General features: G+C 71.7%; 27 protein-coding genes and 2 pseudogenes. 14 read left to right on the top strand and 15 right to left on the bottom strand.

What is annotated here, in order from left to right; all coding sequences use genetic code 11:
* Positions 1 to 458: 458 nt before the first annotated feature.
* From ACFYY2_RS00145 to ACFYY2_RS00130, 4 genes are all read left to right on the top strand, one after another.
* The gene (locus tag ACFYY2_RS00145) at positions 459 to 1,673 is read left to right on the top strand and encodes a helix-turn-helix domain-containing protein (protein WP_388734985.1); all 1,215 of its coding nucleotides are present in this window, start codon (positions 459 to 461) and stop codon (positions 1,671 to 1,673) included.
* A 197-nt stretch (positions 1,674 to 1,870) separates the two neighbouring features.
* Positions 1,871 to 2,134: a hypothetical protein gene (locus ACFYY2_RS00140; RefSeq protein ID WP_384066718.1), complete on the top strand. Its 264-nt coding sequence runs from the start codon at positions 1,871 to 1,873 to the stop codon at positions 2,132 to 2,134.
* 69 nt (positions 2,135 to 2,203) lie between these two features.
* Positions 2,204 to 2,677, top strand: a complete 474-nt coding sequence (locus ACFYY2_RS00135) for an SCP2 sterol-binding domain-containing protein (RefSeq protein WP_388734983.1) — start codon at positions 2,204 to 2,206, stop codon at positions 2,675 to 2,677.
* A 6-nt stretch (positions 2,678 to 2,683) separates the two neighbouring features.
* Complete coding sequence (locus tag ACFYY2_RS00130) at positions 2,684 to 3,898, top strand: acyl-CoA dehydrogenase family protein (protein ID WP_388734981.1); 1,215 nt, start codon at positions 2,684 to 2,686, stop codon at positions 3,896 to 3,898.
* 213 nt (positions 3,899 to 4,111) lie between these two features.
* Here ACFYY2_RS00130 and ACFYY2_RS00125 read toward each other — a convergent pair whose 3' ends face one another.
* Positions 4,112 to 5,035, bottom strand: coding sequence for a DUF3152 domain-containing protein (locus ACFYY2_RS00125; protein WP_388734980.1), 924 nt, complete (start codon positions 5,033 to 5,035; stop codon positions 4,112 to 4,114).
* Between the two features lie 199 nt (positions 5,036 to 5,234).
* Here ACFYY2_RS00125 and ACFYY2_RS00120 point away from each other — a divergent pair, with 199 nt between their 5' ends.
* Genes ACFYY2_RS00120 through ACFYY2_RS00110 form a run of 3 tightly spaced genes read left to right on the top strand, consistent with a single transcriptional unit; the run spans position 5,235 to position 8,151 of the window.
* On the top strand, positions 5,235 to 5,921 hold the full coding sequence (locus ACFYY2_RS00120) for a response regulator (RefSeq protein WP_388734978.1): 687 nt from the start codon (positions 5,235 to 5,237) through the stop codon (positions 5,919 to 5,921).
* On the top strand, positions 5,918 to 7,576 hold the full coding sequence (locus ACFYY2_RS00115; RefSeq protein WP_388734976.1) for an ATP-binding protein: 1,659 nt from the start codon (positions 5,918 to 5,920) through the stop codon (positions 7,574 to 7,576). The genes ACFYY2_RS00120 and ACFYY2_RS00115 overlap by 4 nt, the downstream gene beginning before the upstream one ends.
* Before the next feature lie 11 nt (positions 7,577 to 7,587).
* Positions 7,588 to 8,151 (top strand): hypothetical protein, encoded by a 564-nt coding sequence (locus ACFYY2_RS00110; RefSeq protein WP_388734974.1) that lies wholly within the window; start codon positions 7,588 to 7,590, stop codon positions 8,149 to 8,151.
* A gap of 111 nt (positions 8,152 to 8,262) precedes the next feature.
* Here the strand turns inward: ACFYY2_RS00110 and ACFYY2_RS00105 are convergent.
* Positions 8,263 to 8,914: pseudogene (locus tag ACFYY2_RS00105) on the bottom strand (cytochrome P450).
* Positions 8,915 to 9,021: 107 nt separating this feature from the next.
* On the opposite strand from ACFYY2_RS00105, the gene ACFYY2_RS00100 reads away from it, so the two are divergent.
* The gene (locus tag ACFYY2_RS00100) at positions 9,022 to 9,858 is read left to right on the top strand and encodes a hypothetical protein (protein WP_388734972.1); all 837 of its coding nucleotides are present in this window, start codon (positions 9,022 to 9,024) and stop codon (positions 9,856 to 9,858) included.
* A gap of 59 nt (positions 9,859 to 9,917) precedes the next feature.
* Here the strand turns inward: ACFYY2_RS00100 and ACFYY2_RS00095 are convergent, their stop codons facing one another.
* The 3 genes from ACFYY2_RS00095 to ACFYY2_RS00085 all read right to left on the bottom strand — a co-directional run bounded on the left by ACFYY2_RS00095 (position 9,918) and on the right by ACFYY2_RS00085 (position 11,552).
* A complete protein-coding gene (locus ACFYY2_RS00095) occupies positions 9,918 to 10,367 on the bottom strand; it encodes a YchJ family protein (protein ID WP_388734970.1) in 450 nt (149 codons plus the stop codon).
* Between the two features lie 88 nt (positions 10,368 to 10,455).
* Positions 10,456 to 10,692 carry a DUF397 domain-containing protein gene (locus ACFYY2_RS00090; protein ID WP_014049581.1) on the bottom strand — a complete coding sequence of 79 codons (237 nt, stop codon included), beginning with the start codon at positions 10,690 to 10,692 and terminating at the stop codon, positions 10,456 to 10,458.
* Complete coding sequence (locus ACFYY2_RS00085) at positions 10,692 to 11,552, bottom strand: helix-turn-helix domain-containing protein (protein ID WP_388734968.1); 861 nt, start codon at positions 11,550 to 11,552, stop codon at positions 10,692 to 10,694. The genes ACFYY2_RS00090 and ACFYY2_RS00085 overlap by 1 nt, the downstream gene beginning before the upstream one ends.
* Positions 11,553 to 11,757: 205 nt before the next feature.
* On the opposite strand from ACFYY2_RS00085, the gene ACFYY2_RS00080 reads away from it, so the two are divergent.
* Positions 11,758 to 12,216: an ATP-binding protein gene (locus ACFYY2_RS00080; RefSeq protein WP_388734966.1), complete on the top strand. Its 459-nt coding sequence runs from the start codon at positions 11,758 to 11,760 to the stop codon at positions 12,214 to 12,216.
* Complete coding sequence (locus ACFYY2_RS00075) at positions 12,210 to 12,650, top strand: hypothetical protein (protein WP_388734964.1); 441 nt, start codon at positions 12,210 to 12,212, stop codon at positions 12,648 to 12,650. Before ACFYY2_RS00080 ends, ACFYY2_RS00075 begins: the two co-directional genes overlap by 7 nt.
* Positions 12,651 to 12,674: 24 nt before the next feature.
* Here the strand turns inward: ACFYY2_RS00075 and ACFYY2_RS00070 are convergent, their stop codons facing one another.
* The 9 genes from ACFYY2_RS00070 to ACFYY2_RS00030 all read right to left on the bottom strand — a co-directional run bounded on the left by ACFYY2_RS00070 (position 12,675) and on the right by ACFYY2_RS00030 (position 22,520).
* Complete coding sequence (locus ACFYY2_RS00070) at positions 12,675 to 14,021, bottom strand: 6-phospho-beta-glucosidase (RefSeq protein ID WP_388734962.1); 1,347 nt, start codon at positions 14,019 to 14,021, stop codon at positions 12,675 to 12,677.
* Between the two features lie 80 nt (positions 14,022 to 14,101).
* On the bottom strand, positions 14,102 to 15,616 hold the full coding sequence (locus ACFYY2_RS00065; protein WP_388734960.1) for a cytochrome P450: 1,515 nt from the start codon (positions 15,614 to 15,616) through the stop codon (positions 14,102 to 14,104).
* A 73-nt stretch (positions 15,617 to 15,689) separates the two neighbouring features.
* On the bottom strand, positions 15,690 to 16,307 hold the full coding sequence (locus tag ACFYY2_RS00060; protein ID WP_388734958.1) for an ATP/GTP-binding protein: 618 nt from the start codon (positions 16,305 to 16,307) through the stop codon (positions 15,690 to 15,692).
* Positions 16,288 to 16,656 carry a DUF742 domain-containing protein gene (locus tag ACFYY2_RS00055; protein WP_388734956.1) on the bottom strand — a complete coding sequence of 123 codons (369 nt, stop codon included), beginning with the start codon at positions 16,654 to 16,656 and terminating at the stop codon, positions 16,288 to 16,290. Before ACFYY2_RS00055 ends, ACFYY2_RS00060 begins: the two co-directional genes overlap by 20 nt.
* Entirely contained in the window at positions 16,653 to 17,060 is a 408-nt protein-coding gene (locus ACFYY2_RS00050; protein ID WP_014152870.1) for a roadblock/LC7 domain-containing protein, read from the bottom strand. Before ACFYY2_RS00050 ends, ACFYY2_RS00055 begins: the two co-directional genes overlap by 4 nt.
* A complete protein-coding gene (locus tag ACFYY2_RS00045) occupies positions 17,057 to 18,682 on the bottom strand; it encodes a sensor histidine kinase (RefSeq protein ID WP_388734954.1) in 1,626 nt (541 codons plus the stop codon). Before ACFYY2_RS00045 ends, ACFYY2_RS00050 begins: the two co-directional genes overlap by 4 nt.
* A gap of 622 nt (positions 18,683 to 19,304) precedes the next feature.
* Complete coding sequence (locus ACFYY2_RS00040) at positions 19,305 to 19,811, bottom strand: MarR family winged helix-turn-helix transcriptional regulator (RefSeq protein WP_388734952.1); 507 nt, start codon at positions 19,809 to 19,811, stop codon at positions 19,305 to 19,307.
* Complete coding sequence (locus ACFYY2_RS00035; protein WP_388734950.1) at positions 19,808 to 21,499, bottom strand: FUSC family protein; 1,692 nt, start codon at positions 21,497 to 21,499, stop codon at positions 19,808 to 19,810. The genes ACFYY2_RS00040 and ACFYY2_RS00035 overlap by 4 nt, the downstream gene beginning before the upstream one ends.
* Before the next feature lie 187 nt (positions 21,500 to 21,686).
* Entirely contained in the window at positions 21,687 to 22,520 is an 834-nt protein-coding gene (locus tag ACFYY2_RS00030; protein ID WP_388734949.1) for a phospholipid scramblase-related protein, read from the bottom strand.
* A gap of 71 nt (positions 22,521 to 22,591) precedes the next feature.
* Between ACFYY2_RS00030 and ACFYY2_RS00025 the strand changes: the two genes are divergently transcribed.
* The 4 genes from ACFYY2_RS00025 (at position 22,592) to ACFYY2_RS00010 (ending at position 25,935) form a co-directional block, all read left to right on the top strand.
* Positions 22,592 to 23,014, top strand: coding sequence for a hypothetical protein (locus ACFYY2_RS00025; RefSeq protein WP_388734947.1), 423 nt, complete (start codon positions 22,592 to 22,594; stop codon positions 23,012 to 23,014).
* A 105-nt stretch (positions 23,015 to 23,119) separates the two neighbouring features.
* Positions 23,120 to 23,770 carry a DUF3105 domain-containing protein gene (locus tag ACFYY2_RS00020; RefSeq protein WP_388734945.1) on the top strand — a complete coding sequence of 217 codons (651 nt, stop codon included), beginning with the start codon at positions 23,120 to 23,122 and terminating at the stop codon, positions 23,768 to 23,770.
* Complete coding sequence (locus ACFYY2_RS00015) at positions 23,767 to 24,423, top strand: DUF305 domain-containing protein (protein WP_388734943.1); 657 nt, start codon at positions 23,767 to 23,769, stop codon at positions 24,421 to 24,423. Before ACFYY2_RS00020 ends, ACFYY2_RS00015 begins: the two co-directional genes overlap by 4 nt.
* Before the next feature lie 255 nt (positions 24,424 to 24,678).
* Positions 24,679 to 25,935 carry an ROK family protein gene (locus ACFYY2_RS00010; protein ID WP_388734941.1) on the top strand — a complete coding sequence of 419 codons (1,257 nt, stop codon included), beginning with the start codon at positions 24,679 to 24,681 and terminating at the stop codon, positions 25,933 to 25,935.
* A gap of 73 nt (positions 25,936 to 26,008) precedes the next feature.
* Here the strand turns inward: ACFYY2_RS00010 and ACFYY2_RS00005 are convergent.
* Positions 26,009 to 26,440 (bottom strand): annotated as a pseudogene (locus ACFYY2_RS00005) (xylose isomerase); the annotation flags it as partial.

Here is a 26,440-nt window from a genome sequence, read left to right as displayed (position 1 = left end):
GAGTTTGTTTCCTCGTCCGCACGTCACTAATTCGCCCGGAGCACTTGTCACTTGGTGCGCAGAATTCGAGGAGGGGCGCCCGCCGACCGGAATCTCCGCAGTCCGTGACACCGGGGGCGGGGCGGGATCCGACGGTATCGCCGGAAGGGCGGCACGGGGGAACGGCGCACTCGCGGAACCGCGTCGGCGGCACTGTCCGGGGTCACTTATGCGCCTCACGGGGAGCACAAGGCCGAAAACATTGTCCGGAAGTGAGCAGTACCGCCCCACCTGCACCGGAACCCCATAACAGGGCCACGATGTGTGCCCCTTGCACTTCGATCTTGTCCAGGCGGTGTGCTGCCCGCCCGGCTTGGTCTATCTTCGGCGCCGATGTTGGTATACACCTATCGGTCCGTGGGAGCGCTTTCCCTCCACCGCCTCACCCACACAGGGCACCGATGAGCGAGGGGACGGTCATGCCGAGACTCATCCAGCCGCTGGACACCGGCGACCCGCTGGGGCCCCTCCCCCAGGAGTTCGCCGCGATCATGCGTCCCGAACTCCCCAGCCTGATCAAGGAGATCGGCGTCGAGGTCACCAGGGCCTATCCGGAGTACGCCCGTCTGCTCGGGGGGCCCAACGGGCAGGCCATCCGGGTGGGGGTGGAGCAGAGCCTCGCCGCGTTCGTCGACCTGGTCGCAGAGCCGACATCAGCCACACCTCTGCGCGACGACATCTGCCGGCGGTTCGGCCGTTTCGAGGCCTACGAGGGCCGCACCATGGAAACGCTCCAGGGTGCTTACCGCCTCGGCGCCCGGGTCGCCCTGCGCCGGGCCAAGAAGGTCGGCCGGAGGTACAACTTCTCGCCGTCGCTGATGCTGAGCTTCGCGGACGCGCTCTTCGCCTACGTCGACGAGCTGGAGACGCTCTCCCGCGAGGGTTTCCTGGAGGTGCAGTCGCGGTCGGGCGAGCAGAGCGAGGCCATGCGGCGCCAGTTGCTCCACCTCGTCCTGGCCGGCCGGCCCGTGCCCCGCAGTGCCATCGCCGAGCTGTGCGAGCAGACCGGGTGGACACTGCCCGAACAGGTCACGCTCGTCGCCGTACGCGCACCGGCCGGCCTGGACCGGATCAGCGCGGACCACGACGTGCTGATCGACCCCGGCGACCCGCAGCCGCACCTCCTTATCCCCGGCGCCGTCGACGAGGACCGCAGGCAGATGCTCGAAAGGACGGTCCCGAACGGGGGCGCGGCGATCGGGCTGACGGTGCCGACCGCACTGGCCGCCGACTCGATCCGCTGGGCCCGCCGCGTTCTCGAACTGGTCGACGCGGGCGTCATCGAGGGCGCCCCCTTCGTGCACTGCGAGGACCACCTCATCACGCTGTGGCTCCTCTCCGACCCCGCTCTCCTGGACCAGCTCGCCGAGCGGGAACTGGCCGCGGTCTCCGGCATCAGCACCACACGGCGCGAGCGGCTGATCGAGACGCTCCGGATCTGGCTCGACACCCGCGGCACCGCCGCGCAGATGGGCGAACTCCTTGATGTGCACCCGCAGACGGTCCGCTACCGGATGCGCAGCCTGGAGGCGATCTTCGGTGAACAGCTGACCGATCCCGAGAGCCGCTTCTCCACGGAAGCCGTGCTGCGGGCGCTGCAGTTACGGGCGCGCGGCGCCCAGAGCCTCAACTGATGGTGCATCACACGTGACGCACCGCGTCAACTTACCTCCAAGTAACGCGAAATAGACGGTCAGTCCCAAACGGTTGCGACACGGAGACGTTCTCGACGAGAAACCAGGAACCGCGTCCCGTACACATGGAGGAGTGGCGGCCCACAGGCCGCCGCGCAGCACCGCCTCCTGGCCGACCACCCGAGAGGGAACCCCCCATGACCGCCTCGCACCTGCTCGTCCCCGTGCCGATCCCGGACCGGGTCGCCGCGCTCATCGGGTCCTGCACCCCGCCGCACATCCTGCAGGCGGAGTTCGACGCCGACTGCGCCGCCCGAGAGGTGCGCAGGTTCCGGGGGCCGAGGCTGGGCATCGAGGACCAGGCCGACCGGGAGCAGGCATTGTCCGAGCTCGCGTGGGCCAACAAGGTGCTGTCGGCCCATCACCCGCATCTCGCGGTGCGTCCGGGCGGACCCTGGTGACGCTTGCGGAGACCCTGCGGCACCCTTACCTTACTTTGAAGTAAGTTTACTTCGGAGTAAGGATTTGGCGTGCCCGACAACAGCAGCGGCGACCTCACCGGCGAACTGTCCGGGCTCGACTTCTCGGCCGTCTCCCCCGAGGAGTTCGCGCGGATCGTCAAGGGCCTGTCCGTGAAGGAGCTCGGCGAGGTGATGCGCGGCGAACTGCGCACCCGCGTGCTGGGCGAGGTGTTCGGCCGGATGCGGCAGCAGTTCCGCCCCGAGGCGGCCGGCGGGCTGGAGGCCCTGATCCGCTGGCGGATCACGGGCGAGAGCGACGAGGTCTACGAGACCTCCATCGCCGGCGGAGTCTGCACGGTGAGCGCGGGCCGCTCCCTCTCGGAACCCCGTACGACCCTGGTGATGGGCGACGCCGACTTCCTCCGGCTCGTCTCCGGGAACGGCAACCCCGTCACGATGTTCATGATGCGCAGGCTGAAGATAGCCGGCGACGTCGGCCTGGCCTCCGGCCTCACCCGGTACTTCGACATCCCTAAGGCCTGAGCGCCCATGAGCTACTTCTCCCTCGCCCTCACCGAGGAGCAGCAGGATCTGCGCGACTGGGTGCACGGCTTCGCCGCCGGGGTGGTGCGCCCCGCGGCGGCCGAATGGGACGCCAGGGAAGAGACGCCGTGGCCCGTGATCCAGGAGGCGGCCCGGATCGGTCTGTACGGGTTCGAGTCGCTGGCCGACATGTACGGCGACCCCAGCGGACTCTCCCTCCAGATAGCGAACGAGGAGCTGTTCTGGGGCGACGCGGGGATCGGCATGGCCCTCTTCGGCACCTCCCTCGCCGTCGCCGGGATCTTCGCCTCGGGCACGCCGGACCAGCTCGCCGAGTGGGTCCCGCAGTGCTACGGCGACGCGGACGACCCGAAGGTGGCCGCCTTCTGCGTGTCGGAACCGCAGGCGGGGTCCGACGTCTCGGCGATGGCCACCAGGGCGCGCTACGACGAGGCCGCCGACACATGGGTGCTCTCGGGCCAGAAGGCGTGGATCACCAACGGCGGCATCGCCGAGGTGCACGTGGTCGTGGCCTCGGTCGACCCCTCCCTGGGCGCGCGCGGCCAGGCCGCGTTCATCGTGCCGCCCGGCACCCGGGGCCTCGACGCGGGCCGCACCGTGAAGAAGCTCGGACTGCGGGCCTCCCACACGGCCGACCTCTTCCTCGACGACGTACGCGTGCCGGGGCACTGCCTGCTGGGCGGGAAGGAGAAGCTGGACGCCCGGCTGGCCCGCGCACGCGAGGGCGGCAACGCCAAGGGCCAGGCCGCCCTGGCGACCTTCGAGGTCAGCCGCCCCACCGTGGGCGCGCAGGCCCTGGGCATCGCCCGCGCCGCGTACGAGTACGCCCTGGAGTACGCAGGGCAGCGCGAGGCGTTCGGCAGACCGGTCATCGAGAACCAGTCGATCGCGTTCGCCCTCGCCGACGTCCGGACCGAGATCGAGGCCGTACGGCTGCTCATCTGGCAGGCCGCCTGGATGGCCCGCAACGACCGCGCCTTCGACGCGGGACAGGGCTCGATGTCCAAGCTGCGCGCGGGTGAGCTGGCGGTGTCGGCGACGGAGAAGGCCGTCCAGATCCTGGGCGGCGCCGGCTACAGCAGGGAGCATCCGGTGGAGCGGATGTACCGCGACGCCAAGATCTACACCATTTTCGAGGGCACCAGCGAGATCCAGCGCCTGGTCATCGCCCGCGCGATCTCGGGGCGCCACATCCGCTGAGGGCGGTGGCGGGGCCGGCGCGCTGCTCCGGACACCGCCGCCTTCCGCGCACACCTGCACGGACCGGTGCCGCGGTCATCCGCCTTCGACCCCCGGCTGGAGCGGTACCCTGGTCGGCACCGCTCCAGCCGGGCGCGTACCGAGCACGGCCCGTGGCACATCGACGGGCTGTCGATGTCGGTCGCCGCAACGAACACCTGGTTGCCGGCGCCGTCACGCGGGCGGCCCGGTGACGAAGTCGCCGTTCTTGTCGTAGGGCCAGGCGTTGGCGACGCATCCGTGCAGGCCCTTGATCTGCTGCATCATCACGGGAGCCGCCTGTCCGGTGCCCGCGCAGCCGGCATGCGAGTGGTGGAGGTAGTGCCCCATCTCGTGATTGACGATCAGCGCCCGGTAGTCATGGATCGGCCCGTCGAAGGTGGGCGAGCCCGTGACCCAGCGCTTGAGGTTCACCACCACCCCTCCGGGAACCTCGCAGTTGAACTCGCCTCCGGTGTCCTGCCGGATGCCCGCCCAGCACAGGGAGTCCGCCGTCCCCGGTGTCGCGATCTTCACCGTGAGGTCGTGCGCCGCTCCCGCGCCCACCAGCTGGAACGCGTTGGCCGGGTCGTGGGTCCAGCCCCGCGGGGCGGCGAGTATCCCGGCGATCTCGTTCGCGGCCTGGGAGGGCGAGATGTCGAGGCCGGTCTCGACCTGCACGACGTAGCGCAGCGGGTGGGAACCGCTGCCCACCGCCGCGCCGGCGGCCGTCGCGGTGACGAACGTCCCGCTGCCGGTCGGGGGGACGTCGATCTCGGTCCGGCTCGGTGCGGGGATGGGGGGCGGCATGGGCGTGGGAGCAGCGGTCGGGGTGGGAGTGGGGGTGGCGTCGGTGCTCCGCGGGTGCGCGGCACCGCTCGACGCGTCGCTCCGGTCTCCTCCCGGGACGTGTGCCGCTCCCAGGAGGTACGCAGCCGTGCCCAGCAGGCCGACGGCCACCAGTACGCCGGTCAGCAGGCCCCGGCCCCGGCGGCGCGGACGTGCCCGGCGGCGCGGACGTGCCCGCCGATGGGAGGACCGGCGCCGCCGGCCGCCGCGGTGGACGGCCGCGGTGCTGTCGGCGGGGGGTGCGGATTGCCGCTGTCGTACCGAGTGCATGGCAGCTCAAGCTGGTCATCTCAGATGATCGCCATGAGCCGGTGGTATCACGAAGGAGTAACGGTGCGTGTTTCCCTGAAACGCCTGCGGATCCGGGTGGGCCGTCCGCTCTCGGCCCGTTGTGATCGTTGTGTAACGGCCCCCGGGGAGCGACCTTTCCCAGGACGGTCACGCCGTCCGGCCTGCTTACACTGCCGACGTGCCACGGATCCTGATTGTCGAAGACGACCGAGATGTTCGCAGGGCCGTCCAACTGGGCCTGCGGCATCAGGGGCATGAGGTCGTCGCTGTCGAAACGGGTGAACAGGGGCTGGAACAGCTCCGCCCCCTCCGCCCGGACGTCGTCGTACTCGATCTCATGCTGCCCGGCATCTCCGGCCTGGACGTGTGCCGTCGGATCAGGGACCGCGACCAGGTGCCGATCATCATGGTGACGGCCCGGGGGGACGACATCGACGTGGTCGTGGGACTGGAGGCCGGCGCGGACGACTACGTGGTCAAGCCCGTGCGGGCCCGGGTACTCGACGCGCGCATACGCGCCGTACTGCGCAGACAGGACGCGGCGCTGCCGGACGGCGCCCGGCCCCGGGTGGAGACACACGGCGAGCTGGGCGTCGACCGGACCGGACTCGAGGTGACACACCGCGGCGAGCCCGTCGCCCTCGCACCCTCCGAACTGCGGCTGCTGCTGACCCTGTCGGCGTCGCCCGGCCAGGTGTTCAGCCGCCAGCAGCTGCTGGAGTCGGTCTGGGAACACAGTTACCACGGTGACATACGGCTGGTCGACGCCTGTGTGAAGCGGCTGCGCAACAAGCTAGGCGAGGGCCGCAATCCCCGTTATGTGCAGACCGTGCGCGGGTTCGGCTACCGCTTCGGCACCGCATGAGCGACCGGACGTCCGCGCGGACGCGGAAGACCGCCGGAGCGCGCGGAACCACCCGGGGACGTAAGGCCGAGCACCTGGGCAGGACCGCCACGACCGGCGAGGCCCCCGCCACCGTCCCGGGAGCCGGCCCCCTGCGGCCCCTCCGAGCCGCCTTGGCGCGCGTCCCGCTTCCCCTGCGCGGCCTGCGCCCCCGTCTGCTGGCGGCCTTCGTCCTGGTGGCCATGGCCAGCGCCCTGGGCACGGGGGCCCTCGCCTTCCGCGAGGCGCGGACGGCGGTGCTCCAGCAGAGCCAGGACTCCGTCATCCACCAGTTCCGCACGAGCGTCGAATCCGTCGCGCCCGGCCTCCCCGACGTCCCGGACCGGTCGGTTCTCCAGTCCGCGGTGAACCAGGTGCTGTACGCGAACCAGTCGTCGGGCTGGCGGGTCATGGCGACCTACGGTGACCTCCACGCCTACGGGCCGAGCCCCGGGTTCGTCGAGCTGAGCCCCGAACTGCGCCGTTCCGTGCGGGACAGGCGTGCCACGGTTTTCCAGCGGGTGAACGTCGACGGGCATCCTCGCCTCGTCGTCGGCGTACCCGTCACGTACACCTCCGGCGAGGGCACGGAGTCGAAGCTCTCCGGGACGGTGATGTACCTGGAGGTACCGCAGAGGACCGAAGAGGCTTACGTCGAGGCCATGGTGAGCGGCATCGAGCGAGCCACTCTGGTGGCCCTGTGCCTCGCCGTCGTCCTGGCCCTGCTCGCCGCGGGCGGCGTACTGCGCCCCGTACGGGCGCTGCGCCGGGCGACGCGCCGGATGGCCGCGGGGCACCTCGACGTCCGGCTGGCCGTCACCGGTTCCGACGAACTGGCCGACCTCTCCGGGTCCTTCAACGAGATGGCAACCGAACTGGAGCGGACCGTGGCGGAGTTGCGTCGCCTGGAGGCCCAGGGGCGTCGATTCGTGGCGGATGTCTCCCATGAGCTGCGCACGCCGCTGGCGGCGATGTCGGCGGTCACCGACGTGCTGGACCTGGAGGGTGAGACCGGCGACGCGCTGCGGCTCATCAGTGAGGGGACGGGCCGGCTGAGCGGACTGGTGAACGACCTGATGGAGATCTCCCGCTTCGACGCGGGGGCGGCCGAACTCAACCGTGACGAGATCGACCTGGCCGAGTCGCTACGGCGCACCCTCTCCTCCCGGGGGTGGCAGGGGCAGGTGGAGACCCGGCTGCCCGAACCGGGTGTGCTCCGCACGGGCGTCGATCCGCGCAGAATCGATGTGGTGACGGCCAATCTGATCGGCAACGCGCTACGGCACGGAGAGCCGCCCGTGCGGCTGACGTCGGGGGTGCGGAAGGAGGAGGCGGGCGTGGCGTGGGCTGTCATCGAGGTGACCGACAACGGACCGGGGATCTCGGAGGAGGCCATGCCGCACATCTTCGAGCGGTTCTACAAGGCGGGCACCGCACGGACCAGGAGCGAGAGCAGCGGCCTCGGCCTGGCCATCACGGCGGAGAACGTGCGCCTGCACGGCGGGCGCATCCGGGCGGCGAACCTGCCCCGAGGCGGCGCGGTGTTCACGGTCGAACTCCCTCTGCACGGCGGCGACACCGACAGCAGGGCAGACACCGACTGCGAGGCCGACACCGATGCCGACGGTGCTCGGTGAGGGGCTCCCGGGTGGCAGCGCTGCTGTTCGGGCTCACGGCCGCGGCCGTGCTCGCGGCGTGCGGAGTCCCCCCGTCCGGTGTCATCGAGGCCGGCGGACCGGCGACCGGCATGATCTCCCCCGGTCCGAGGCCTTCGTCGCCCACCACCACCCTCTTCTTCCTGCGCGACGGGGACCTGACGGCCTATCCCCGCATGATCGGAGCCGGGGACCTCGAGGCCGTCATTCGCCTGCTCTTCAAGGGGCCGACCGCAAGCGAGTCGACGACGGCCACCACGGAACTGCCCCGGCTCACGGACGCGTTCTGGGTGATGACCGGCGACGACGGTATCCTCACCGTCCAACTTGCTGATGAGGCAGACCCGTTGAGCCGAAAGGCCATGCTCCAGCTGGCGTGCACGGTGGCGCAGACGACTCCGTCGGGCCCCGAGCCTCCGGCCGACGCGGGGACCGTCGGCGGCGCCGCGCACAGGTCCTCCGCGCCCAGCAGTATCCGTGTACGCGGAGACGGATGGACCATGAAGCAGTCGCCCTACGCGTGTCCCCTCGCGCTCCAACCGCAGGCGCAGCCGTGAACGGGACCGGACAGGCGAGCCGGTGCGGGTGGGCACCCACCACATCTCCTCGCGCCACATCCGCTGGGGGCGGGGCAGGTGTGGCGGGCCCCCGCATCTGCCCCACCGCCCTCAGGTGGTGACCGGGTCGAACCGTACGGGGAGCGAGGCCGGACCCCGGGTGAAGACGCCCTGCTCGACCGGGCTGAAGCCGTCGGCCAGGCGGAGGCCGGGCATGGCGTCGAGCAGCTGGTTCACTCCGGTCTCGACCTCGGCCCTCGCCAGCAGCGCCCCCACGCTGAAGTGCCGGCCGAGCGCGAACGCCAGGTGGTCGGCCGCCGCGGAGAGGCGGTGGTGCTGGTCAGGTCCTGGCGGAACAGGTCGAATCGGTCCGGGTCCGCGTAGCGGGACTCGTCCCGGTTGGCCGAACCGATGAGGCAGGTGACGGTGGCTCCGGCCGGTTGCCCAGGAAGGCGATGACCGTGGTGTACCAGCCGTGGAAGGCCGGAGCGACCAGGCCCGCCGTACGGCGTGTTCCCGGCCGCTGAGCTGGAGGATCGTACGTCCGTGGACCGGTTCCAGCTGCCAGTCGTAGTTCTCGGTCGTGAGCTCCTGCGCCTTGTCCTTGAAGACGCGCTCGACGTCCTCGTAGCGGGAGACGAGGTAGCTCCCCGTGGCCTCGTGCAGGATCAGGGGGGCGCTCTCGCGCATCAGCCGGTGGGCCCCGTAGGTCGGCTGCGAAGGCGGGCGAGAGAATATCGGGCAGTGACGACGCCTGGGACACGTGTGACTCCTGTGGGGCAGAGATCAGAGCGCTTCATGGTCGTGAACGAGCGGCGTCCACAAGGCTATTGACCGCCCGCCCGATACCTGATCCCCCTGGGAGTACCTGTGAACGCCGCGACCGGCGGACCCCGCCCCTCCGTCCTGTTCGTCACGGATCTCGCCTACGAGGCGCGCGGCCGGCGTTACTGCGACGAGGACATCCTCCTGACCTCCCGCCTGCGCGAGTCGTTCGACGTCGCGCTCTGCCACCCCCGTGACGCGGCGGCCCTGCTCGACCGGTTCGACGCGGTCGTCGTCCGCAACAGCGGTCCGGTGCTCCACTACCAGGAGGCCTACGACGCGTTCCGGGCCAGGGCGCGGGAGTCGGGCGTCCGTGTCTACAACACGCTCGACGGGCGCGGCGACATGGCGGGCAAGCAGTACCTGGTCGATCTGAGCCGCGACGGCTTCCCGGTCATCCCGACCGTGGACCGCGCCGGGGACCTCGGGCTGCTCCCCCGGGCGGCGCAGTACGTCGTCAAGCCGAAGCTCGGCGCGGACTCGGTGGGCCTGCGCTTCACCCCGGCCCCCGAGCTGCCGGCGGACGCCGGGGACACGCTGCTCGTCCAGCCCCGGATCGACTTCCGCTACGAGGTGTCCTTCTACTTCGTGGACCACGACTTCCAGTACGCCCTGCACGCACCGCATCCGGAGCGGCGCTGGGTTCTGGAGCCCTACGCGCCCGGTCCGGAGGACCTGGATTTCGCACGCCGCTTCGTGGAGTGGAACACGCTCACGCACGGCATCCAGCGGGTGGACGCCTGCCGGACGGCCGCCGGCGAGCTGCTGCTCGTCGAGCTGGAGGACCTCAATCCGTACCTCTCCCTGGACCGGGTCACCGAGGAGGTACGCGAGTCGTTCGTCGCCAGGATGAAGGGGTCCCTGACCGCTCTGCTGAGCTGACTCACCCCGGCCCACGCCCGCATCCGCGGCGGTGCCCGCCTGTGCGGGGGCGGCGGGTGTCAGTCGACGAAGACGGCCGTCGCGTAGACCCACGCCCCCTCGTGGCGTACGAAACGGCTCTTCTCGTGGAGGGCGTCGGGGCGGCCGCCGTCGGTGTAGTGCGCCCGGAACGTCACCGTGCCGCTGGTGTGGAAGGCGGTCCCCTCCGTGGTCTCCAGGATGTCCAGGCCCGTCCAGCGCATCGCCGGGTCGAAGTCCACGGACGGCGGGCGCGTCTCCGGGTGCCAGGTGCGCAGCAGATAGGCGGCGTCCTGGACGACGAAGGCCGAGTAACGGGAGCGCATCAGCGCCTCGCAGGTCGGGGCGGCCGCCGTGCCCGCGTGCAGCCTGCCGCAGCAGTCCCCGTACGTGGCCGGCAGGCCGCACGGGCACGGTGACTGCGGGGTGATCCGGCCGGTACCCGCTCCGGCGGAGGCGGATCCGCGAGGGCGGGAGGTGCGTCGTGACATGGGTCCATTGTGACCTGCCGCCGCCTCGGCCCGGAGGCGGGCGCCGGTGAGGCACCCGGACGGCCCGAACGTCCGGGGCGGCTGTGGGTCAGGTGAGGAGGAAGTCGGCCTGCCCCGCCTTGGCTCCCTGGATGAAGGCGGCGATCTCGCCGTTGGAGTAGATGAGGGCGGGGCCGTCCGGGTCGGCGGACTGCCGCACGGCGACCCTGCCGTCCGCGAGTTTCATGGCCTCGATGCAGTTGCCGCCGTTCCCACCGCTCCACGGCTTGTACCAGCCTTCGGTGCCGAGGTCGGCGGCCGGCATGCCGTTGTATATGTGGTTCATCACAGCTCCTTGCGGAAGTCCCTGAGGATTTCCTTCGTGCGATGTGCAGTCGCGGCCTGGGCCGCCATGCGGTCCATGACCTCGAGGTAGGAGGCCACCTCGGGGCGCGCGTCGAAGTAGACGGCGCCGGTCAGGTACTCGCTGTAGACCATGTCGGGGAGCTCCGGGACCGCGAACCGGAAGAGGACGAACGGCCCGTAGGTGCCGGGGTGGTGACCCGTGGCGAACTCCGCGATCTGCAGGGTCACGTGGGGCAGGTCCGTCGCCTCCAGCAGCCGGTCGACCTGGGCGCGCATGACGTCGGGACCGCCGACGGGGCGGCGCAGGACGGTCTCGTCCATCACCACCCACAGCTTCGGTGCCTCCGCCTGGGTCAGCAGGGACTGCCGTCGCATGCGCAGCGCCACGTGGCGCTCGATGTCCTCCGGCCGCGCCTGGCCGACCGCTCCGGTGCGCAGGACGGACCGGGCGTAGTCCTCCGTCTGCAACAGGCCGGGGACGAAGTGCGGTTCGTAGGTGCGCAGGAGGCTCGCCGCGCCCTCCAGGCTGACGTACATGCTGAACCAGTCGGGCAGCACGTCGTGGTAACGCTGCCACCAGCCGGGCTTGTTGGCCTCCTCCGCGAGCTCGACGAACGCGTCGGCCTCGTCGTCGGCGATCCCGTAGGCCTTGAGCAGGAGCTGGACGTACGGGATCTTCAGCCCGACTTCGGCTGTCTCCATCCTGCGTATGGTGCCCGGGGCGACGCGGAGCACCTTCGCAGCCTGGTCGCGGCTCAGGCCGACACGCTCCCGCAGATCCTGCAGTCGCTTGCCCAGTACCACCTGGCCCACGGTCGGGGCGGACCGCGGTTCGCTCACTTCAGACCTCCCGATGCGCTGTGTTTCAGCAGTGTGCCATGCACGTGCGCTCGAAGGACACAGCCACTCTGGAAATTTCAGAGTGCCCCTTGCCAAGTGTTCATGTCAGAGGGAGAGTTGGGGGTGAACCAGTTCGCGTGATCGTTCCCGCCCCGTTCCGGGGTGGCGCGAAGCGTGACACAGCCCCCACTGTGAGGATTCGGTCGTGGCACCTGGCAGTGCGCTCATCCCCCGGCTCATGGACCTCAGCCCCGGGACGGAGGCGCTTCGTTACTGCTTCGCCCTGCCCGCCCACCCCGAATCGGTCGCGGGTGCGCGACGCCTGACACGTTCTCGGCTCGCCGAATGGCGGCTGACGGGTGACACGTACGACGCGGCGGTCCTGATCGTCTCGGAGCTGGTCACCAACGCCGTCGTGCACACGGCGAGCGCGCGGGTCGTGTGCGAGCTCCGCTGCCGCGAGGGGCGGTTGCGCATCGCCGTGCAGGACCAGGGGCACCAGCCGGGCGGACCGCGGCTGTCGCTCACGGCCGACGGCGAGCACGGCCGCGGACTGCTCCTCGTCGATTCCATGGCCCTCGCCTGGGGTTCGCACGACGCCGGGGACCACTCCGGCCGCATCGTGTGGGCGGAGCTCCCGGACGGCACGGAGCCGGCATGCTGAAGCATGCGCTGTCCCACCTGCTCGGCGCGCGCCGGAACCGGTCCGGCGAGGACGACGACGCCGGCGGCCGGGTGCGGCTTCCCCTGCCGCCCGCACTGTCGGCGAGCCTGGGCTGTGACGCGGTGGGGGTCCCCGCGCAGTACGGCTTCCGGCTGATGTCGCATCTGCCGCGCGCCGGGTGCGTGTTCGCCGACGCGGACCAGTGGTGGTGGATCGTGCCGTCCGGCTCCGATCTCGATCTGGACTGGCCCGAGCAGGCGTCGTACGCCACCGGTGCCTACGTGCCCGCCGGACGGCCCCGGCTGATCCACGCACCGGACAGCCGGACGCCGTACACGCCGCCGATCCCCCTCTTCCTGATGGTGTGCCAGATCACCGGTGTGGCGCCGTCCTGGGACCCGTCCGGCGGGCTCAGGGCGCTCTCCGCCCCCTGACAGGGGCCGCGGAGGCGGACCCGGTCACGGCCGGTCGAGGTAGGCGAGGCCGGGATGGACCCGGGTGTATCTCTCGACCAGGCGCCGGGCGACGGAGACGGAGTCCACCAGCGGATGCAGGGCGAAGGCCCGCACGGCCGCCTCCCGCGACCCGCTCTCCGCCGCTTCGAGGACCGCCCGCTCCACCGCCTTCACCGCGGTGACCAGCCCGACAGCATGGTACGGGAGGGGGTCGACGGCGACCGGGTGGGCGCCGTTGGCGTCGACCAGGCAGGGCACCTCGATGACCGCGTCCGCGTCGAGCACGGAGAGCGTGCCGCGATTGCGCACGTTGAGGATCAGCGTGGTCCGCTCGTCCCGCGCGACGGCCCGCATCAGGGCGAGGGCCACCTGCTCGTAGCCGCCTGATCCCAGATCGCTCTCCTCGCGCTCCCCGGCGCCCGCCACGTCCCGGTTCTCGGACATGTAGGTGGCCTCGCGCTCGGCACGCGTGCGGTCCCAGGTGGCCAGCGCGGGGGCGCCCGGGTCCTTCATACGGGCGTAGAACCCCTCCTGCTGCTCGCGGAGGAAGGCGCCGCGGGTCTGCGCCGCTTCCCGGTAGGCGCGGACGGCCTCCCGGTTGAAGTAGTAGTAGTGCAGGTACTCGTTGGGGACGGCGCCCAGTGAGCGCAGCCAGTCCGGCCCGAAGAGCCGGCCCTCCTCGAACGAGCCGAGCAGCGCCGGATCGGCGAGCAGGCGCGGCAGTTCGTCCCGGCCTCCGACCCGGAGCCCGCGGACCCAGCCCAGGTGGTTGAGTCCCACGTAGTCGATCCACGCCAGATCCGGATCCGCGCCGAGGACCCGGGCGATCCTGCGGCCGAGCCCCACCGGGGAGTCGCAGATGCCGATGACCCGGTCCCCGAGGTGCCGGGACATGGCCTCGGTGACCAGGCCCGCCGGATTGGTGAAGTTGATGACCCAGGCGTCGGGCGCGAGCCGGGCGATGCGGCGGGCGAGTTCAGTGGCGACGGGGACCGTGCGCAGCCCGAAGGCGATGCCGCCGGCGCCGACGGTCTCCTGCCCGAGGACCCCCTCGTCGAGCGCGACGCGCTCGTCGGCCGCGCGGCCTTCGAGCCCGCCGACCCGGATGGCGGAGAAGACGAAGTCCGCGCCCCGCAGCGCCTCGTCGAGGTCGTCGGTGGCGACGGTCTCGGGGGCGTCGGCGACCCCCGCCGCCTGTTCACTCAGTACCCGGGCGACGGCGGTGAGCCGGTCCGCGTCCGTGTCGTACAGGGTCACACGGGTGACGCGGCCCTCGGCGTGGTCCCCGAGCAGCGCCCCGTACACGAGTGGCACGCGGAATCCGCCGCCGCCAAGAATTGTCAGCTTCACGCTGCTCGATGGTACGGGGCGGAAGCCCGCTGCCCCGGACCCGAAGGCCCGGGGCGCCGGACCGGTCCCGCGGCCCGGCCTCAGTGGCCGTTCCACCACCGCACGACGGCCTGCCAGATCTTCGTCCGCCCGGTCCGCTGCGCAGGGATCAGGGCACCCTGCCCGAGCGGTTCGGAGGTGGGCACACCGGCCGGGACGCGGCCCGCGGGGACGTCTCCCCCGGCGCCCGCGCGGCGGGGGGAGGCGACCTCCCAGTCGGTGGCGGCACGGGACCGTGCCACCGCGGGCAGCGGCTCGTCGTCGATCTCCTGCTGGGGGCTCGGGGCGAAGCTCGCGGGCAGGTCCACCAGGTGGCGGGAGACGAAGTTGCCCACCCAGGTCAGCTTGTCCTCGTCGACGCTGAGTTCCAGGTCGGGAAGGCGCATGAGCAGCGCGTCGACGCCGACGTCGGCGATGGCGCGCCCGATGTCCTGGCCCGGGCATTCGTGGGGTCCGCTGCTGAAGGCCATGTGGGCGCGGTTGCCCTCCATGCCCGCGGTCAGGTCGGGCCGCACCACCGGATCGGTGTTGGCCGGGGCGATCCCGACGATCAGGGCGTCTCCGGCCTTGATCTGCTGCCCGCCCAGTTCGGTGTCGCCCACCGCCCAGCGACCGAGGATCGAGGTGAACGGCGGCTCGTCCCACAGGGTCTGTTCCACCGCCTCGGGCACGGTCATGTGCCCGCCGCTCAGCCGGGCCCGGAACCTGGGGTCGGTGAGCACCATGCGCAGGACGTTCGCGATGAGGTTGGTGGTGGTCTCGTACGCGACGAAGAGCACCACCCTCAGGTGCTCGGCGACCTCCTTGTCGGTGAGGCCGGCGGGGTGTTCGACGAGCCAGGTGGCGAAGTCCTCGGCGGGCGTCTCCCGGCGGCGCTCCACCAGACGGTTCAGCGTGTCGATCAGGAACGCGTTGCTCGCGATCGCGGTCTCGGTGCCCCGTGTCAGGTCGCGGGCCGCCTCCACCAGGCGTTCGCTGTAGTCCTCCGGCATGCCGACGATCGCGCACATGACCATCATCGGGAGCTGCTCGGCGAACTGGCTGACCAGGTCGGCGCTGCCCTCCTGGCAGAAGTTGTTGACGAGCCGGTTGCTGTAGCGGTTGATGTGCCGGCGCACGCCCCGGGTGTCGATGCGGGCGATGCTGTCGGTGACCGCTCCGCGCAGTCGCTCGTGGGTCTCGCCCTCGGCGAAGGAGCACACCGGCTGCCAGGTGAAGATCGGGGCCAGCGGGTGGTCGGGGGCCACGCTGCCGTCACGCAGGGCGTGCCACCGCCGCGAGTCGCGGGAGAACTGCGAGGGGGTGCGGGTCAGATGCAGGTTCTCGCTGTGCCCGAGCACCAGCCATGCGGGGACGTCACCGTGCATCAGGACGGGTGCGACCGTCCCGTGTTCGGCGCGCAGCTTCTCGTAGAGGCCCGCGGGGTTCGCTTCGGCCTCGGGGCCGTAGAGGCGGCGCAGTCCCCCGGGGCCGATGCCCATGCCGTGCGCGGGGCACTGCGGGGGTGGCACCGGGCCTGCGGCCGAGCCGGGTTCGTGCTGGAAGGGGGTTGTCACTGTCGCTCCAGGGATAAGGCGTTCCGGGACCGGGCGGGGGACGCGGCCCGTTCGGGGGGAGGTGTGCGCGCGGTCATCCGGCGAGCGGTACGGCCAGGCTGTGCAGATAGCGCATCAGGGTCATCAGCACGTCGCGGCTGGAGGTGCGCAGCCGGGCGTCGCAGTCGATCATGGGAACCTCTTCGGCCAGGTCGAGGGCGTCGCGCAGGGCCTCGACCGGGTGGTGCGGCGCGTCGGGGAAGGTGTTGACCGCGACGACGAAGGGCACGCCGCGCTCCTCCAGTCTGCCGATGACGTCGAAGCTGACCTGGAGCCGCCGTGTGTCGATGAGGACGACGGCTCCGAGAGCGCCCTCGAACAGGCCGTTCCAGAGGAACCAGAAGCGTTCCTGGCCCGGGGTGCCGAAGAGGTAGAGGATCAGTTCCTCGCTGAGGCTGATCCGGCCGAAGTCCATGGCGACGGTGGTCGCCGTCTTGGTCTCCACGCCCTTGTTGTCGTCCACGCCGACACCGGCCTGGGTCATGGTCTCTTCGGTCGTCAGCGGACGGATCTCGCTGACCGAGCCGACCATGGTCGTCTTGCCGACCCCGAACCCGCCCACGACGACGACCTTCACCGCGGCCGTGGCCGTGCTCGGGAGGACGTCCTCGCTGCGAGGGCCCGGGACCGTGTCAGAGCTTCTGAAGTCCATGCATCACCGCTTCGAGGAGGGACCGGTCGGGGAGTGCGGCGCGGACGATGGGCGCGCGCGACTCGATCAGTTCGGTCGCCAGGAGTTCTGTGAGGAGGGAGGTGACCACGCTGAAGGGGAGGCTCAGGTAGGCCGAGATCTCCGCGACGGACAACGGCGCCCTGCAGAGCCGCAGGATCGCGGCCTGTTCGGGCTGGACCATGGGCGTCGGCTCGGCCTGTGCCACCACCATCGTGACGAGGTCGAGTGCGGCGCGCTCACCGTCGGGAGCACCGGTGATCACGTACAGCCGTTCCGGATCGCTCAGCGCCGGGTCGGCCTTCTTGCGTTCTCGGCGGGGAGCACTCATCCGGCCTGCCCGTCATGGCGCGGAGGGCTCGTCAGATGCGCACCGATGCGGACGACCATGTCGCGCATGCGCGCGCCCACGAGCCCGGCGTCGACCGTCTCGCCGGCCAGCACCGCGAGGTAGGCCCCGGCACCGGCGGCCATCAGGTAGAAGAACCCGCCCGTGACCTCGATGACCACGAGCTTCATGAGGCCGTCGCTGTAGGGGATCTCGGTGGCGACGGCCGCCGCCAGGCTCTGCAGCCCGGCGCAGGCGGCGGCGAGACGGTCGGCGACGTCCGGGTCGCCGCCGTGCCGCGCGATGCGCAGTCCGTCGGCGGAGAGCACCACGATCTGGTGGATGCTCGGTACGTCGTCGGCCAGTTCCTTGAGCATCCAGTCCATGTTTCCCCGCTGCTGGATCACTTCTGGTCTCCCTTGTCCCACGCGTCGTCAGAGTCTTCGCCGTTGTCGGGCTCCTTGGGCACGCCGTTGACGGCCTGGGTGAACGCCTCCAGCCAGAGGCCGGGTGCCGCCGTGCCGCCGCCGTGCCCGTTGCGCGCGGCCGCGGGTTCGGGGGCGGCCGCCGCGGACTGCTGCGGGAGGTTGTGCGAGCCGAGCGGTGCGCGGCCGCGGCTGCGGCGCTGCGGGAGCCCGCCCGCGGTCCACTCCGTGACCACGATCTCGTCGTCGTCCATGGCGGCGGCCGGGGGCGCGGGCCGCGCCGTGGAGGCCTGGGGCGCCGGGGCGGCGGCCGGGACGGCGACCGAGGGGACGGGGCCGGTCGCCGGAGGGCGGGCCGCCTTGTGCTTGCCCCGCGGAGGCACGACGTGCTGCATCTGCGACATGTCGAGCGAGCTCTGGGGCCGTGAGGTGGCGCCGATGCCGTGGGCGATGCCCGGAGCGGGACCGGTGGTGATCATGTCGCGCGGCACGATGAGCACCGCGCGGACCCCGCCGTACGCGGACTGCCGCAGGGAGACCTGGAGTTGGTACATGCGGGACAGCCGGCCGACCACGGCCATGCCGAGCCTCGGGGACTCCCCCAGGTCGTTCATGTTGATGCCGGCCTGGGCCTGGGCGAGCATGTTCTCGGCCCGTGCCCTGGCCTCCTCGCTGAGGCTGACGCCGCCGTCCTCGATCTCGATCGCGATGCCCGTCTGCACCTCGACCGCGGTGACGTGCACCCGGGTCTGGGGAGGCGAGTAGCGGGTGGCGTTGTCGAGGAGCTCCGCACAGGCGTGGATGAGCGGTTCGACCGCGGTGCCGACGATGGCGACCTTGGCGATCGAGTGCAGATCGACGCGCTGGTACTCCAGGATCCGGGACATCGCGCCGCGCAGCACGCTGAACAGCGGCACCGCCTTGGGCCACTGACGGCTGGGGCGGGCACCTCCGAGTACGGCGATGGAGTCGGCGAGCCGGCCGATCAGCGCGGTGCCGTGGTCGATGCGGAGCAGGTCGTCGAAGACCTCGGGGTTGCGCCCGTGGTGGTCCTCCATCTCCCGCAGTTCACTGGCCTGCCGGTGGACGATGGCCTGGACACGGCGGGCGACACTGACGAAGGCGCGCTGCGCGGAGTCACGCATCGCCTCCTCGTTGTCGATGATGTCGAGGACCTGGAGGACCAAGGCCCGCTGAGCGGCGGGGAGGCTGCGGTAGGACGCGTCGGCGTCGACGACGTCGCGCATCACCTCCTGCGGCGAGTTGCTCGCACGCAGCCGCCGGATGGCGGCGGGCAGGAGCTCCTTGGTGAGCCGTACGGTCTCCTGGTCGTACGAGGCGATGCGGTGCTCCAGGAGCGCGATGCGCTGTTCGTACTCGGCACGCTGTACGCGCATCGCGCGGCGCCGGCGGTTGAGCACGACGGTGAGCGCGGCGACCACGACGGTGGCGATCGCCCCGCACCAGACGACTGCCGCCCGCACGTCCCCGGTGACCGGCACCGCGCCGGCCGCCGTGGCCGCCGCCATCAGTACGACGGGCGGTAGTGCGGCACGGATCGCGGGGACGTCTCTGTTGGTCGGCGGTGATTCAACACGGACCATCTAAACCCTCTGGCGGTTGATTCGGGAAGGCATTCGGGAGATACGGCACTTGTGCTGACAGTTATGGACAAGTGCTCGAATTCGTAATAACTCGACTTCACTGCGCGTGAGCCTAGCCAGATCAGAACAGTGCTTCGGCACATTCACCCAACCCCCTGCGCGAGCACGCGGGCAGTAATACACTCGCCAGTTTTTGCACTCAGCGCCGCCGAGCGTGCGCGAGGAGTGACGCAGGATTCGAATCATGCGAAAGCAGACAGCCATGTCCCGTCGAGCGGGACATGGGTCCCGCGGATCCACCGAAGCCGAACGGGCGATTTACGGAAAAACCCGCCCAGTTGCCGACCCTTGCAGCGACCCTCGCCCGTACATGCGAATTTCTGTGTACCGGAGATCAGGACGGGGGCACAGGTGCGCGAATCACATCCAAAGGAGCAGACTCCTGAGCGATGGACAGGTGTGCGCACGAGGTGCCGCCGTGTGCGGCGTTCACGCCGCCGGGGAACCCGGGGGCAGTCCCGCGCCGGTGGCCCGGCTTCAGGGCCGTGACTGTCGGTGAAACCGGCCCTCCGGCCGGCCGCCCCGGGCTTTCAGCCGGCCCGGCCCGAGGCGCTCGGGGGCGTCAGCGGCGGCCGCCCCCGAGGCGCCCCTCCAACTGCACCAGAAGCGCACCGAGCTGCTCGCTGAGCGCGCTGCGTGCCGCCTCGTCCAGGCCGGAGAGCACCGACCGTTCGTAGGCGAGCTGTTCGGGAAGCAGCCGGTCGACCAGCTCGCGTCCGGCCCCGGTCAGTCCGACGTGGGTGACGCGCCGGTCCCTGGCGTCGCCGCGGCGGGCGATCAGCCCGGCGTCCTGCAGCACGCGCAGGCGCTTGGTGACGGCGGCGCCGGACGAGAAGGTCTCGCGGGCCAGTTCGCCGGGGGTGAGTTCGCGGCCGGTCCGGCGCATGGCTCCGAGCAGGTCGAATTCGGCACGGTTGAGCCCGGCGGCGCGCAGCGGGGCGTCCTCCGCCTGCTGGAGAAGGGCGGCGCACCGGTTGATGCGGCCGATGAGCTCCATCGGCCCGGTGTCGAGAGCGGGGTCGACGGCCTGCCACTGCCGTACCACCGAGGCCACGATGTCGTCGGTCACACCACTCCGTCCGCCCGAGCCAGGGTGATCAGCCCCTGCCGCCGTCCTGTCGCCGCGAGCGTACGGTGTCCTGCCCGCTCGGCGGCGAGCAGCGCTTCCTCCGGCAGGGCGCGCTGCCGCCATTCACCCGATGCGACGTCACCGGCGTCGCGCAGTTCGACCAGGGCGGAGGTCAGCTCCCGGCGGGCCGTCGCGAGTGCCGGGGCACCGGCCGCGGGGTCGGCGACCGTCCGCTCCGCGCAGATCCGGACCTCCTCGGCCGCCGCGAGCGCCTTCTCCACGCGGCCGGCCGCCCGCCGGTTGGTGACGGCGACGGCGGCCGCCAGCGCGGCCACCACACCCACCACGGTGTCCAGGGCCCGGTCGGCGACGAGCACTCCGGCCGGGGCGGACCCGCCGAACTCCAGGACGAGCAGGGCCATCGGCGTGACGGCGACGGAGCCCAGCCAGTAGTTCCGGGTGATCAGCGCCTCGGCGGCGAAGTTGAAGGACAGGACGCACAGGAGGAGGACGAGCGGACCGGTCCTCGCGAGGGGGATGACGGCCGCGAACACCAGGACGCCGAGGAGGTTGCCGACGGTCCGCTGCAGGCCCCTGTTCCACGAGAGGGAGAGGTTGGGCTGGAAGACGGAGGCGGCGGTCACGACGGCCCAGTAGGGGTGCCCGACCCCGAGGGCCGAGGACGCGTAACCGGCCAGCGCACAGCCGACGAGGGTACGGAAGGCGACCGGCAGGACGGGGGAACCCGGGGTGAGTGCCCGCCACAGCCTGCGCCGGGCCTCATGCCGTCCGCGCCGCATCCGCTGCGCGGCCCGCTCGGCGTCAGGGGCGAAGAGCTGCTCCACGGTCCCGGGCGCGGCGGTCGGCTCGGGAACGGGACCACGGCTCCGCGTCGCCTTCGCCCATCGGCGCAGTTCGTCGGGACGGGCACCGCCGGCCGGGGGTGCGGCGAGGGCCCGCTCGGCGTGCGCGACGAGTCGTTCGAGCGCCTGGCGCACCGGGGTGGGCCGACCGGCGGCGAGCAGCGCGTGCCAGGCGTCCTGGACCGCTGCGGCTGCGGCGTGGCGGGTCAGCGTTCCGGGCGCGGCCGCACAGGCTGCCGCGGCGTCGAGCGCGCGGGCTGTGGCGAGACGTTCGGGCCCCTCCCTGCGCCACAGCGCAGGTCCGGCGGTGACGAGCCAGGCGAAGGCTCCGGCGGCCAGCATCAGCGCCAGGTGCCCGGGCACCTGGCCGATCTCCTGCGGCACGAAGAGCGCGGCCGAGGTGACGAAGGCGAAGATGACGTTGCCGGGCGGGCCGATACGCGTGGCGTCGCAGAAGGCCTTCTGTACGGCCGCGAGCAGCGCGCCGACCGCGATCAGCACGGCGGTCGAGCCGACGAGCGAGGCGACGACCAGGGAGACGGCGAGGCCGGCGGCCATCCCGGACACCACGCGGCCGACGGTGTGCGCACGGCGCGCGTACGGCAGATGGTGTCCGTAGAGGGCGCAGAGCGATCCGGCCATCGTGTACACGACCAGGTCGAGGCGGCCGAGGGAGTACAGCAGCAGATCAGGCACCGCGGAGGCGATGACCACGCTCAGCGCGGGTTTGTACCAGATCTCCGCGGGCCGGTTCAGCCGCAGGGCACCGATGACCGGCAGGCTGCGGGCGGGCGGCTTCCGGGCCGGCGCGGATGTATCACCCATCTATTTAATTTAGCAGGTGTTACACCCGTAAAAGATATGGCGGCCCTGAGCGCCCTCCCAGGCCGTCGGGGCGGATTCACTTCGATCGGACCGGCGGGACGCGCGGGGGCCGACAGGGGCGTACGGAGGGGAGCGGCGGCGATGCGTCCGCGACCCCGACGCCCCACCGGGCCGGACCCCCGGGCTGTCAGCCGAAGCCGCGGGCGTCCTGCTTGAGCGCGGTGTCCACGGTCAGAGCCGTCGCCACGACGAGGCTGAGCAGCGGCTCGGGGAGCTGGTAGTGGATCTGCAGGACGTAGTTGTCGGCCGTCGTGAACATCGTCTTCGCCAGGCCCTCCCACGTCTTGGTGATCCGGGCGATCTCGGCGTCGTTGTGGTCGACGATCGCGAAGTTCCAGGCGCGCCAGTTCTCGGCCTTGATCGCTCCGACCTTGCGGCCGTCGGCCATGATGGCGAAGTTGATCTTGCCGATGGCGTTCTGCTGGACGATCTCGCCGACGGGCTGACCGTCGGGGCGCTGCACCAGGACCCGGGACTTGATGAACTTCGCCGGACGCGTGAGGAGCAGCTGCGGCCGGCCGTGGGCGTCGCGGATCTCCAGGCGGTGCGTGAGGTACTGGTCGATGCTGGAGACGAACCTGAGCACCTTGCGCAGGGCGCTCTGGCCCACCTGGACGACGGAGCCGACCGTGTTGCCCTGCTGGTCGAAGACGCGGTACTCGTTGGTGACCTCGATCAGCTTGGCCTTCTGGTTCACGACCAGGACCTGCTGGTCGAACAGCGAGCCACCGCCGGGCGCCGCCTGCTGCGGGGCGTGCTGCTGCGGCGCCGCCTGCTGCTGGGGCGTGAACTGCTGGGCCGGAGCCTGCTGCTGCGGCACCGCGGCGGGCGCCTGAGCGGCCTGCCCCTCGACCGGATGCGTGTGCTCGGTCCACCGGGAGCCGTCCCAGTAGCGCAGCAGCTGGGGTGCGCCATGGGGATCCGGATGCCAGCCCGCAGGTACGTTCGATTGCGTCGTCACCGGGGCACACTATCCTGCCAAGCTGTGGGCCAGACTCTTTGAAGATTCACACACCATTTACGATGGCGGCGATGACCAGAGCGAGTGGGTGGGCGGACCGGTGGCAGGGCGCGAACAGCCCGCCCGCCGCCGTGGGCTGGGTGCTCGCGCTCCTGGCCGTGCTCCTCTGCTGCTCCACCTCCGCGACGGCGACGGCCCGCGCCGAGGCCCCCGCGGCGACCACGGTCCGGGCCTTCACCCCGGTGCAGGCGGCCGTCGTGTCGGTCGTCGTGGCCGATGCCCCCGGTGAGCGTGGGATCGGGAGTTCCTGCCACGGCGCCACGGACCATTCCATGGCGGTCGTCCTGCCCGGGCATCCCGCCCCCGTCGCTCCGCCCTGCCCTTCGGCGGCACCCGGCGCCGGGCCGTTCTCCGGAACCGGGACGATCCGGGGCCCCTCCCACGACGGCGCGGGCGCCGTCGATCGTCTGCGTCTGCAGATCCAGCGGATCTAGAGCACGGACCCGCCGCCTCCGTCGCCCACGCGCCGGGGCGTTCCTCCGTATGCCCTTGTATCCCGCGGGCGCCCGCCCGCCATCCGCTGAACCCGAGGACCTGACATGGCTTCCGCCAAGAACCAGAACAGCCCCGCCGCCGCGCGCCGGGCCAAGCTCGACGAGGCCCGCCGCAAGGAGCGGGCCCGCGAGCGCCGCAGTCGCGTCATCACCATCACCGCGGCGGTCGTCGTGGTCGCCGGCCTCGTCGCCGGGGGCGGTTACCTGATGTCCAAGGCCGACAAGCAGGACAAGGCCGAGGCGCAGGCCAAGACCTCACCGGTCACCGGCGAACGCTCCTGGGACAAGCTGACCCAGAACCACGTGAAGAAGCCCGTCGACTACCCGATGAACCCGCCCGTCGGCGGGGACCACAACCCGGTCTGGATGAACTGCGACGCCGACGTCTACACCGAGGCGATACCGAAGGAGAACGCCGTCCACTCCCTGGAGCACGGCGCCGTCTGGGTCACGTACAACGCCAAGGCGAAGGACGCCGACGTCAAGGCCCTCGCCGAGCGCGTCGCCAAGACGCCGTACTCCCTCATGAGCCCCGTGAGCGACCAGAAGGACCCGCTGATCCTCAGCGCCTGGGGCAAGCAGGTCACGGTCGAGAGCGCCACGGACGCGCGGGTCGCCCAGTTCTTCACGAAGTACGTCCAGGGCCCGCAGACCCCGGAGCCGGGCGCCGCCTGCTCCGGCGGGGTCACCAAGTGACCTCGGCGGCGCGCGCTCCCCGTTCGCTGGTGTGGGCGGGGGCGGTGGTGTTCGTGGTGGCCTTGGGACTGGTGCTGCTGATGGTCGTCCGGCCCTCCGCGGCCTCGCCCTCCAGCGGCGGGACCACCGGGGTCTCGGCGGGTGCGCCCGCGGAGAGCTCGGCCGACGTGGGGTTCGCGCGGGACATGTCGGTGCACCATCAGCAGGCGGTGGAGATGGCGTTCATCGTCCGGGACCGCACCGACGACGAGGACGTGCGGCGCCTCGCGTACGACATCATCAACACGCAGGCCAACCAGCGGGGCATGATGCTGGGCTGGCTGGACGCCTGGGGCGTGCCCAAGAGTTCGGAGGGGCCGCGCATGGCGTGGATGGGCCACCCCGCCACCGCCACGGACGGGGCCCTCATGCCGGGCATGGCGACCGACAGCCAGCTCGACCGGCTGCGGGCGGCCGAGAGCAGGGCGGCCGAAGTCCTGTTCCTGCGCCTGATGACCGTCCACCACCGCGCGGGCGCCGACATGGCCCGCGTGGCGGCCGCTTCGGCGTCCACGGACGAGATCAGGGGACTGGCGGCCGGCATGGCCCGCGCCCAGACGTCGGAGATCGCGCTCATGGCGGACATGCTGAAGGCCCGGGGCGCGAAGCCCTGAGCCCCGGCGGCGCACGACCGGGCGGGGGACGGCGGCATCAGGCACCCAAACCGCCCAGCCCCCGGCCCCGCCCGGACCCACTCCCCCGCCCGGTCCCCGCCCCGGAGGCTCTGACGCACGGCCTGCTGGTGGTGCAGGACGGCCACGAGACCTCCGCGGCGGCGGCGAGGACGGCTGAAGCCGTTCGCCTCCCGGCGGGCAGCGGCCCGGACCGCGGGCCCGTGGGCAGGGGCATCGCATAGGCTCGTCGACGATATGAAGAGCTACCTCACGCCCCTGGGGTCCAAGGCCGACAAGGACACCGTGCGCCGGCACAACCTGAGCCTCGTGCTGCGCGCCGTACGGGACGAGGGCGAGGCCGGCGAGGCCACCAGGGCGGGAGTCTCGGCCCGGGTCGGACTCACCCGCGCCGCGGTCTCGTCCCTGGTCGAGCAGTTGCTCGACAGCGGGTTCGTCACGGAGTCGGGCAAGACGTTCAGCGGGCAGGCGGGCAGGCCGGGCACGGCGCTGAAGGTGGCGCGCACCGGGCCCGCCGGGCTCGGCGTGGAGATCAACATCGACTACGTCTCGGTGTGCGTGGTGGATCTGGCCGGCACCGGCCGGGTCCGGCAGACCGAGCACCTGGACAACCGCGGGACCCCACCGGGCGAGGTGCTGGCCCGGGCCGCCCGGATCACCGCCCGCACGCTGGATTCGGCGCGGGAGCAGGACCTGCACCCGGTCGGCGCGGCTCTCGCGCTGCCGGGGCTGGTGTCAGGCGGCTCCGTGCGACAGGCACCGAATCTGGGCTGGAACGAGGTCGCCGCCGAGGTCCTGTTCGCCGAGGCGCTCACCGCTCTGCGTCCCGGATCCGGACCGCTCCCGGTGCGCTCGGAGAACGAGGCGAACCTGGCGGCGCTGGCGGAGCTGTGGTTCGGCGGGCTCGACCGGGTCCGCAGCTTCCTGTACCTCACGGGTGAGATCGGCGTCGGCGGCGCCCTGGTGCTCGACGGCGAACTGCTGCGCGGCGCGCACGGCTTCGCCGGGGAGATCGGGCACGTGGTGGTGGATCCGGCCGGCCCGGAGTGCCGGTGCGGTTCGCGCGGCTGTCTGGAGCAGTACGCCGGCCAGTCGGCCCTGCTGCGGGCGGCCGGCATCGACGTGGCGGGCGGCGGCGCCGCCGGTGTGAGGGAGCTGGAGGGCCGCGCCCGGGCCGGCGATCCCCGGGCACTCGCCGCCGTGGCGGACGCGGGGCGGATGCTGGGACAGGTGCTGTCCGGCGCGGTGAACCTCTTCGACCCGGACGCCGTGGTGCTGGGCGGGATATACCGCTGCCTGATGCCGTGGCTGTCACCGCCCGCCGACGAGGAGCTGACGGGCCGTGTGGTGTCCGGCCTCTGGTCGCGCGACGGCGGCCGGCTGCGCGCGTCGTCCGTCGCGGGTGACGCGGCGCGGGGCGCGGCGGCGCTGGTGGTGCAGGACGTGCTGGCCGATCCGGTGGCGTACGCCCCGCCGACGGGGGCGGGCACCTGACGGGCTCGGGGTGCCGCGCTCCCGGGGCGGTCCGGCGGCGGGACCGTCGGACCGCCCCGGGAGCGCCGGTGGTTCAGCGGGTGCCGAGGAGGTGTTCCAGGGCGAGCTGGTCGAGGGCTTCGAAGGCCATGGTGCGTTCGGCGACGGTGGTGGCGTCGAAGTCCTCGTAGGCGGTGCGGTCGGCGAGGAGGGCCTTGAGGCCGTCGTCGGCGGTGGGGCGGGCGAGTTCGTCGAGGCGGGAGGCGGTGAGGGCTTCCTGGACGGCGGGGTCGGCGCGGAAGGCGGCGGCGCGTTCCTTGAGGATGAGGTAGTTGCGCATGCAGTTCTTCGCGGATTCCCAGACGCCGTCGATGCCGTCGGTGCGTACGGGCTTGAAGTCGAAGTGCCTCGGGCCCTGGTAGTCGGAGGATTCCAGGAGGTCGACGAGCCAGAAGGCCTGGCGCAGGTCGCCGGCGCCGAAGCGGAAGTCCTGGTCGTACTTGATGCCGGACTGTCCGTTGAGGTC

The organism is Streptomyces sp. NPDC001822 (genome assembly GCF_042892135.1).
Taxonomy (GTDB): Bacteria; Actinomycetota; Actinomycetes; order Streptomycetales; family Streptomycetaceae; genus Streptomyces.
This window is presented reverse-complemented; position numbering and strand designations above follow the sequence as displayed.

Excerpts from the sequence above, each read along its gene's own strand:
- ACFYY2_RS00020 (WP_388734945.1), top strand. The coding sequence starts at position 23,120 with ATGGCTTCCGCCAAGAACCAGAACAGCCCCGCCGCCGCGCGCCGGGCC.
- ACFYY2_RS00130 (WP_388734981.1), top strand. The coding sequence starts at position 2,684 with ATGAGCTACTTCTCCCTCGCCCTCACCGAGGAGCAGCAGGATCTGCGC.
- ACFYY2_RS00125 (WP_388734980.1), bottom strand. The coding sequence starts at position 5,035 with ATGCACTCGGTACGACAGCGGCAATCCGCACCCCCCGCCGACAGCACC.
- ACFYY2_RS00035 (WP_388734950.1), bottom strand. The coding sequence starts at position 21,499 with ATGGGTGATACATCCGCGCCGGCCCGGAAGCCGCCCGCCCGCAGCCTG.
- ACFYY2_RS00145 (WP_388734985.1), top strand. The coding sequence starts at position 459 with ATGCCGAGACTCATCCAGCCGCTGGACACCGGCGACCCGCTGGGGCCC.
- ACFYY2_RS00025 (WP_388734947.1), top strand. The coding sequence starts at position 22,592 with ATGACCAGAGCGAGTGGGTGGGCGGACCGGTGGCAGGGCGCGAACAGC.
- ACFYY2_RS00010 (WP_388734941.1), top strand. The coding sequence starts at position 24,679 with ATGAAGAGCTACCTCACGCCCCTGGGGTCCAAGGCCGACAAGGACACC.
- ACFYY2_RS00115 (WP_388734976.1), top strand. The coding sequence starts at position 5,918 with ATGAGCGACCGGACGTCCGCGCGGACGCGGAAGACCGCCGGAGCGCGC.
- ACFYY2_RS00095 (WP_388734970.1), bottom strand. The coding sequence starts at position 10,367 with ATGTCACGACGCACCTCCCGCCCTCGCGGATCCGCCTCCGCCGGAGCG.
- ACFYY2_RS00090 (WP_014049581.1), bottom strand. The coding sequence starts at position 10,692 with ATGAACCACATATACAACGGCATGCCGGCCGCCGACCTCGGCACCGAA.
- ACFYY2_RS00055 (WP_388734956.1), bottom strand. The coding sequence starts at position 16,656 with ATGAGTGCTCCCCGCCGAGAACGCAAGAAGGCCGACCCGGCGCTGAGC.
- ACFYY2_RS00140 (WP_384066718.1), top strand. The coding sequence starts at position 1,871 with ATGACCGCCTCGCACCTGCTCGTCCCCGTGCCGATCCCGGACCGGGTC.
- ACFYY2_RS00075 (WP_388734964.1), top strand. The coding sequence starts at position 12,210 with ATGCTGAAGCATGCGCTGTCCCACCTGCTCGGCGCGCGCCGGAACCGG.
- ACFYY2_RS00060 (WP_388734958.1), bottom strand. The coding sequence starts at position 16,307 with ATGGACTTCAGAAGCTCTGACACGGTCCCGGGCCCTCGCAGCGAGGAC.
- ACFYY2_RS00045 (WP_388734954.1), bottom strand. The coding sequence starts at position 18,682 with ATGGTCCGTGTTGAATCACCGCCGACCAACAGAGACGTCCCCGCGATC.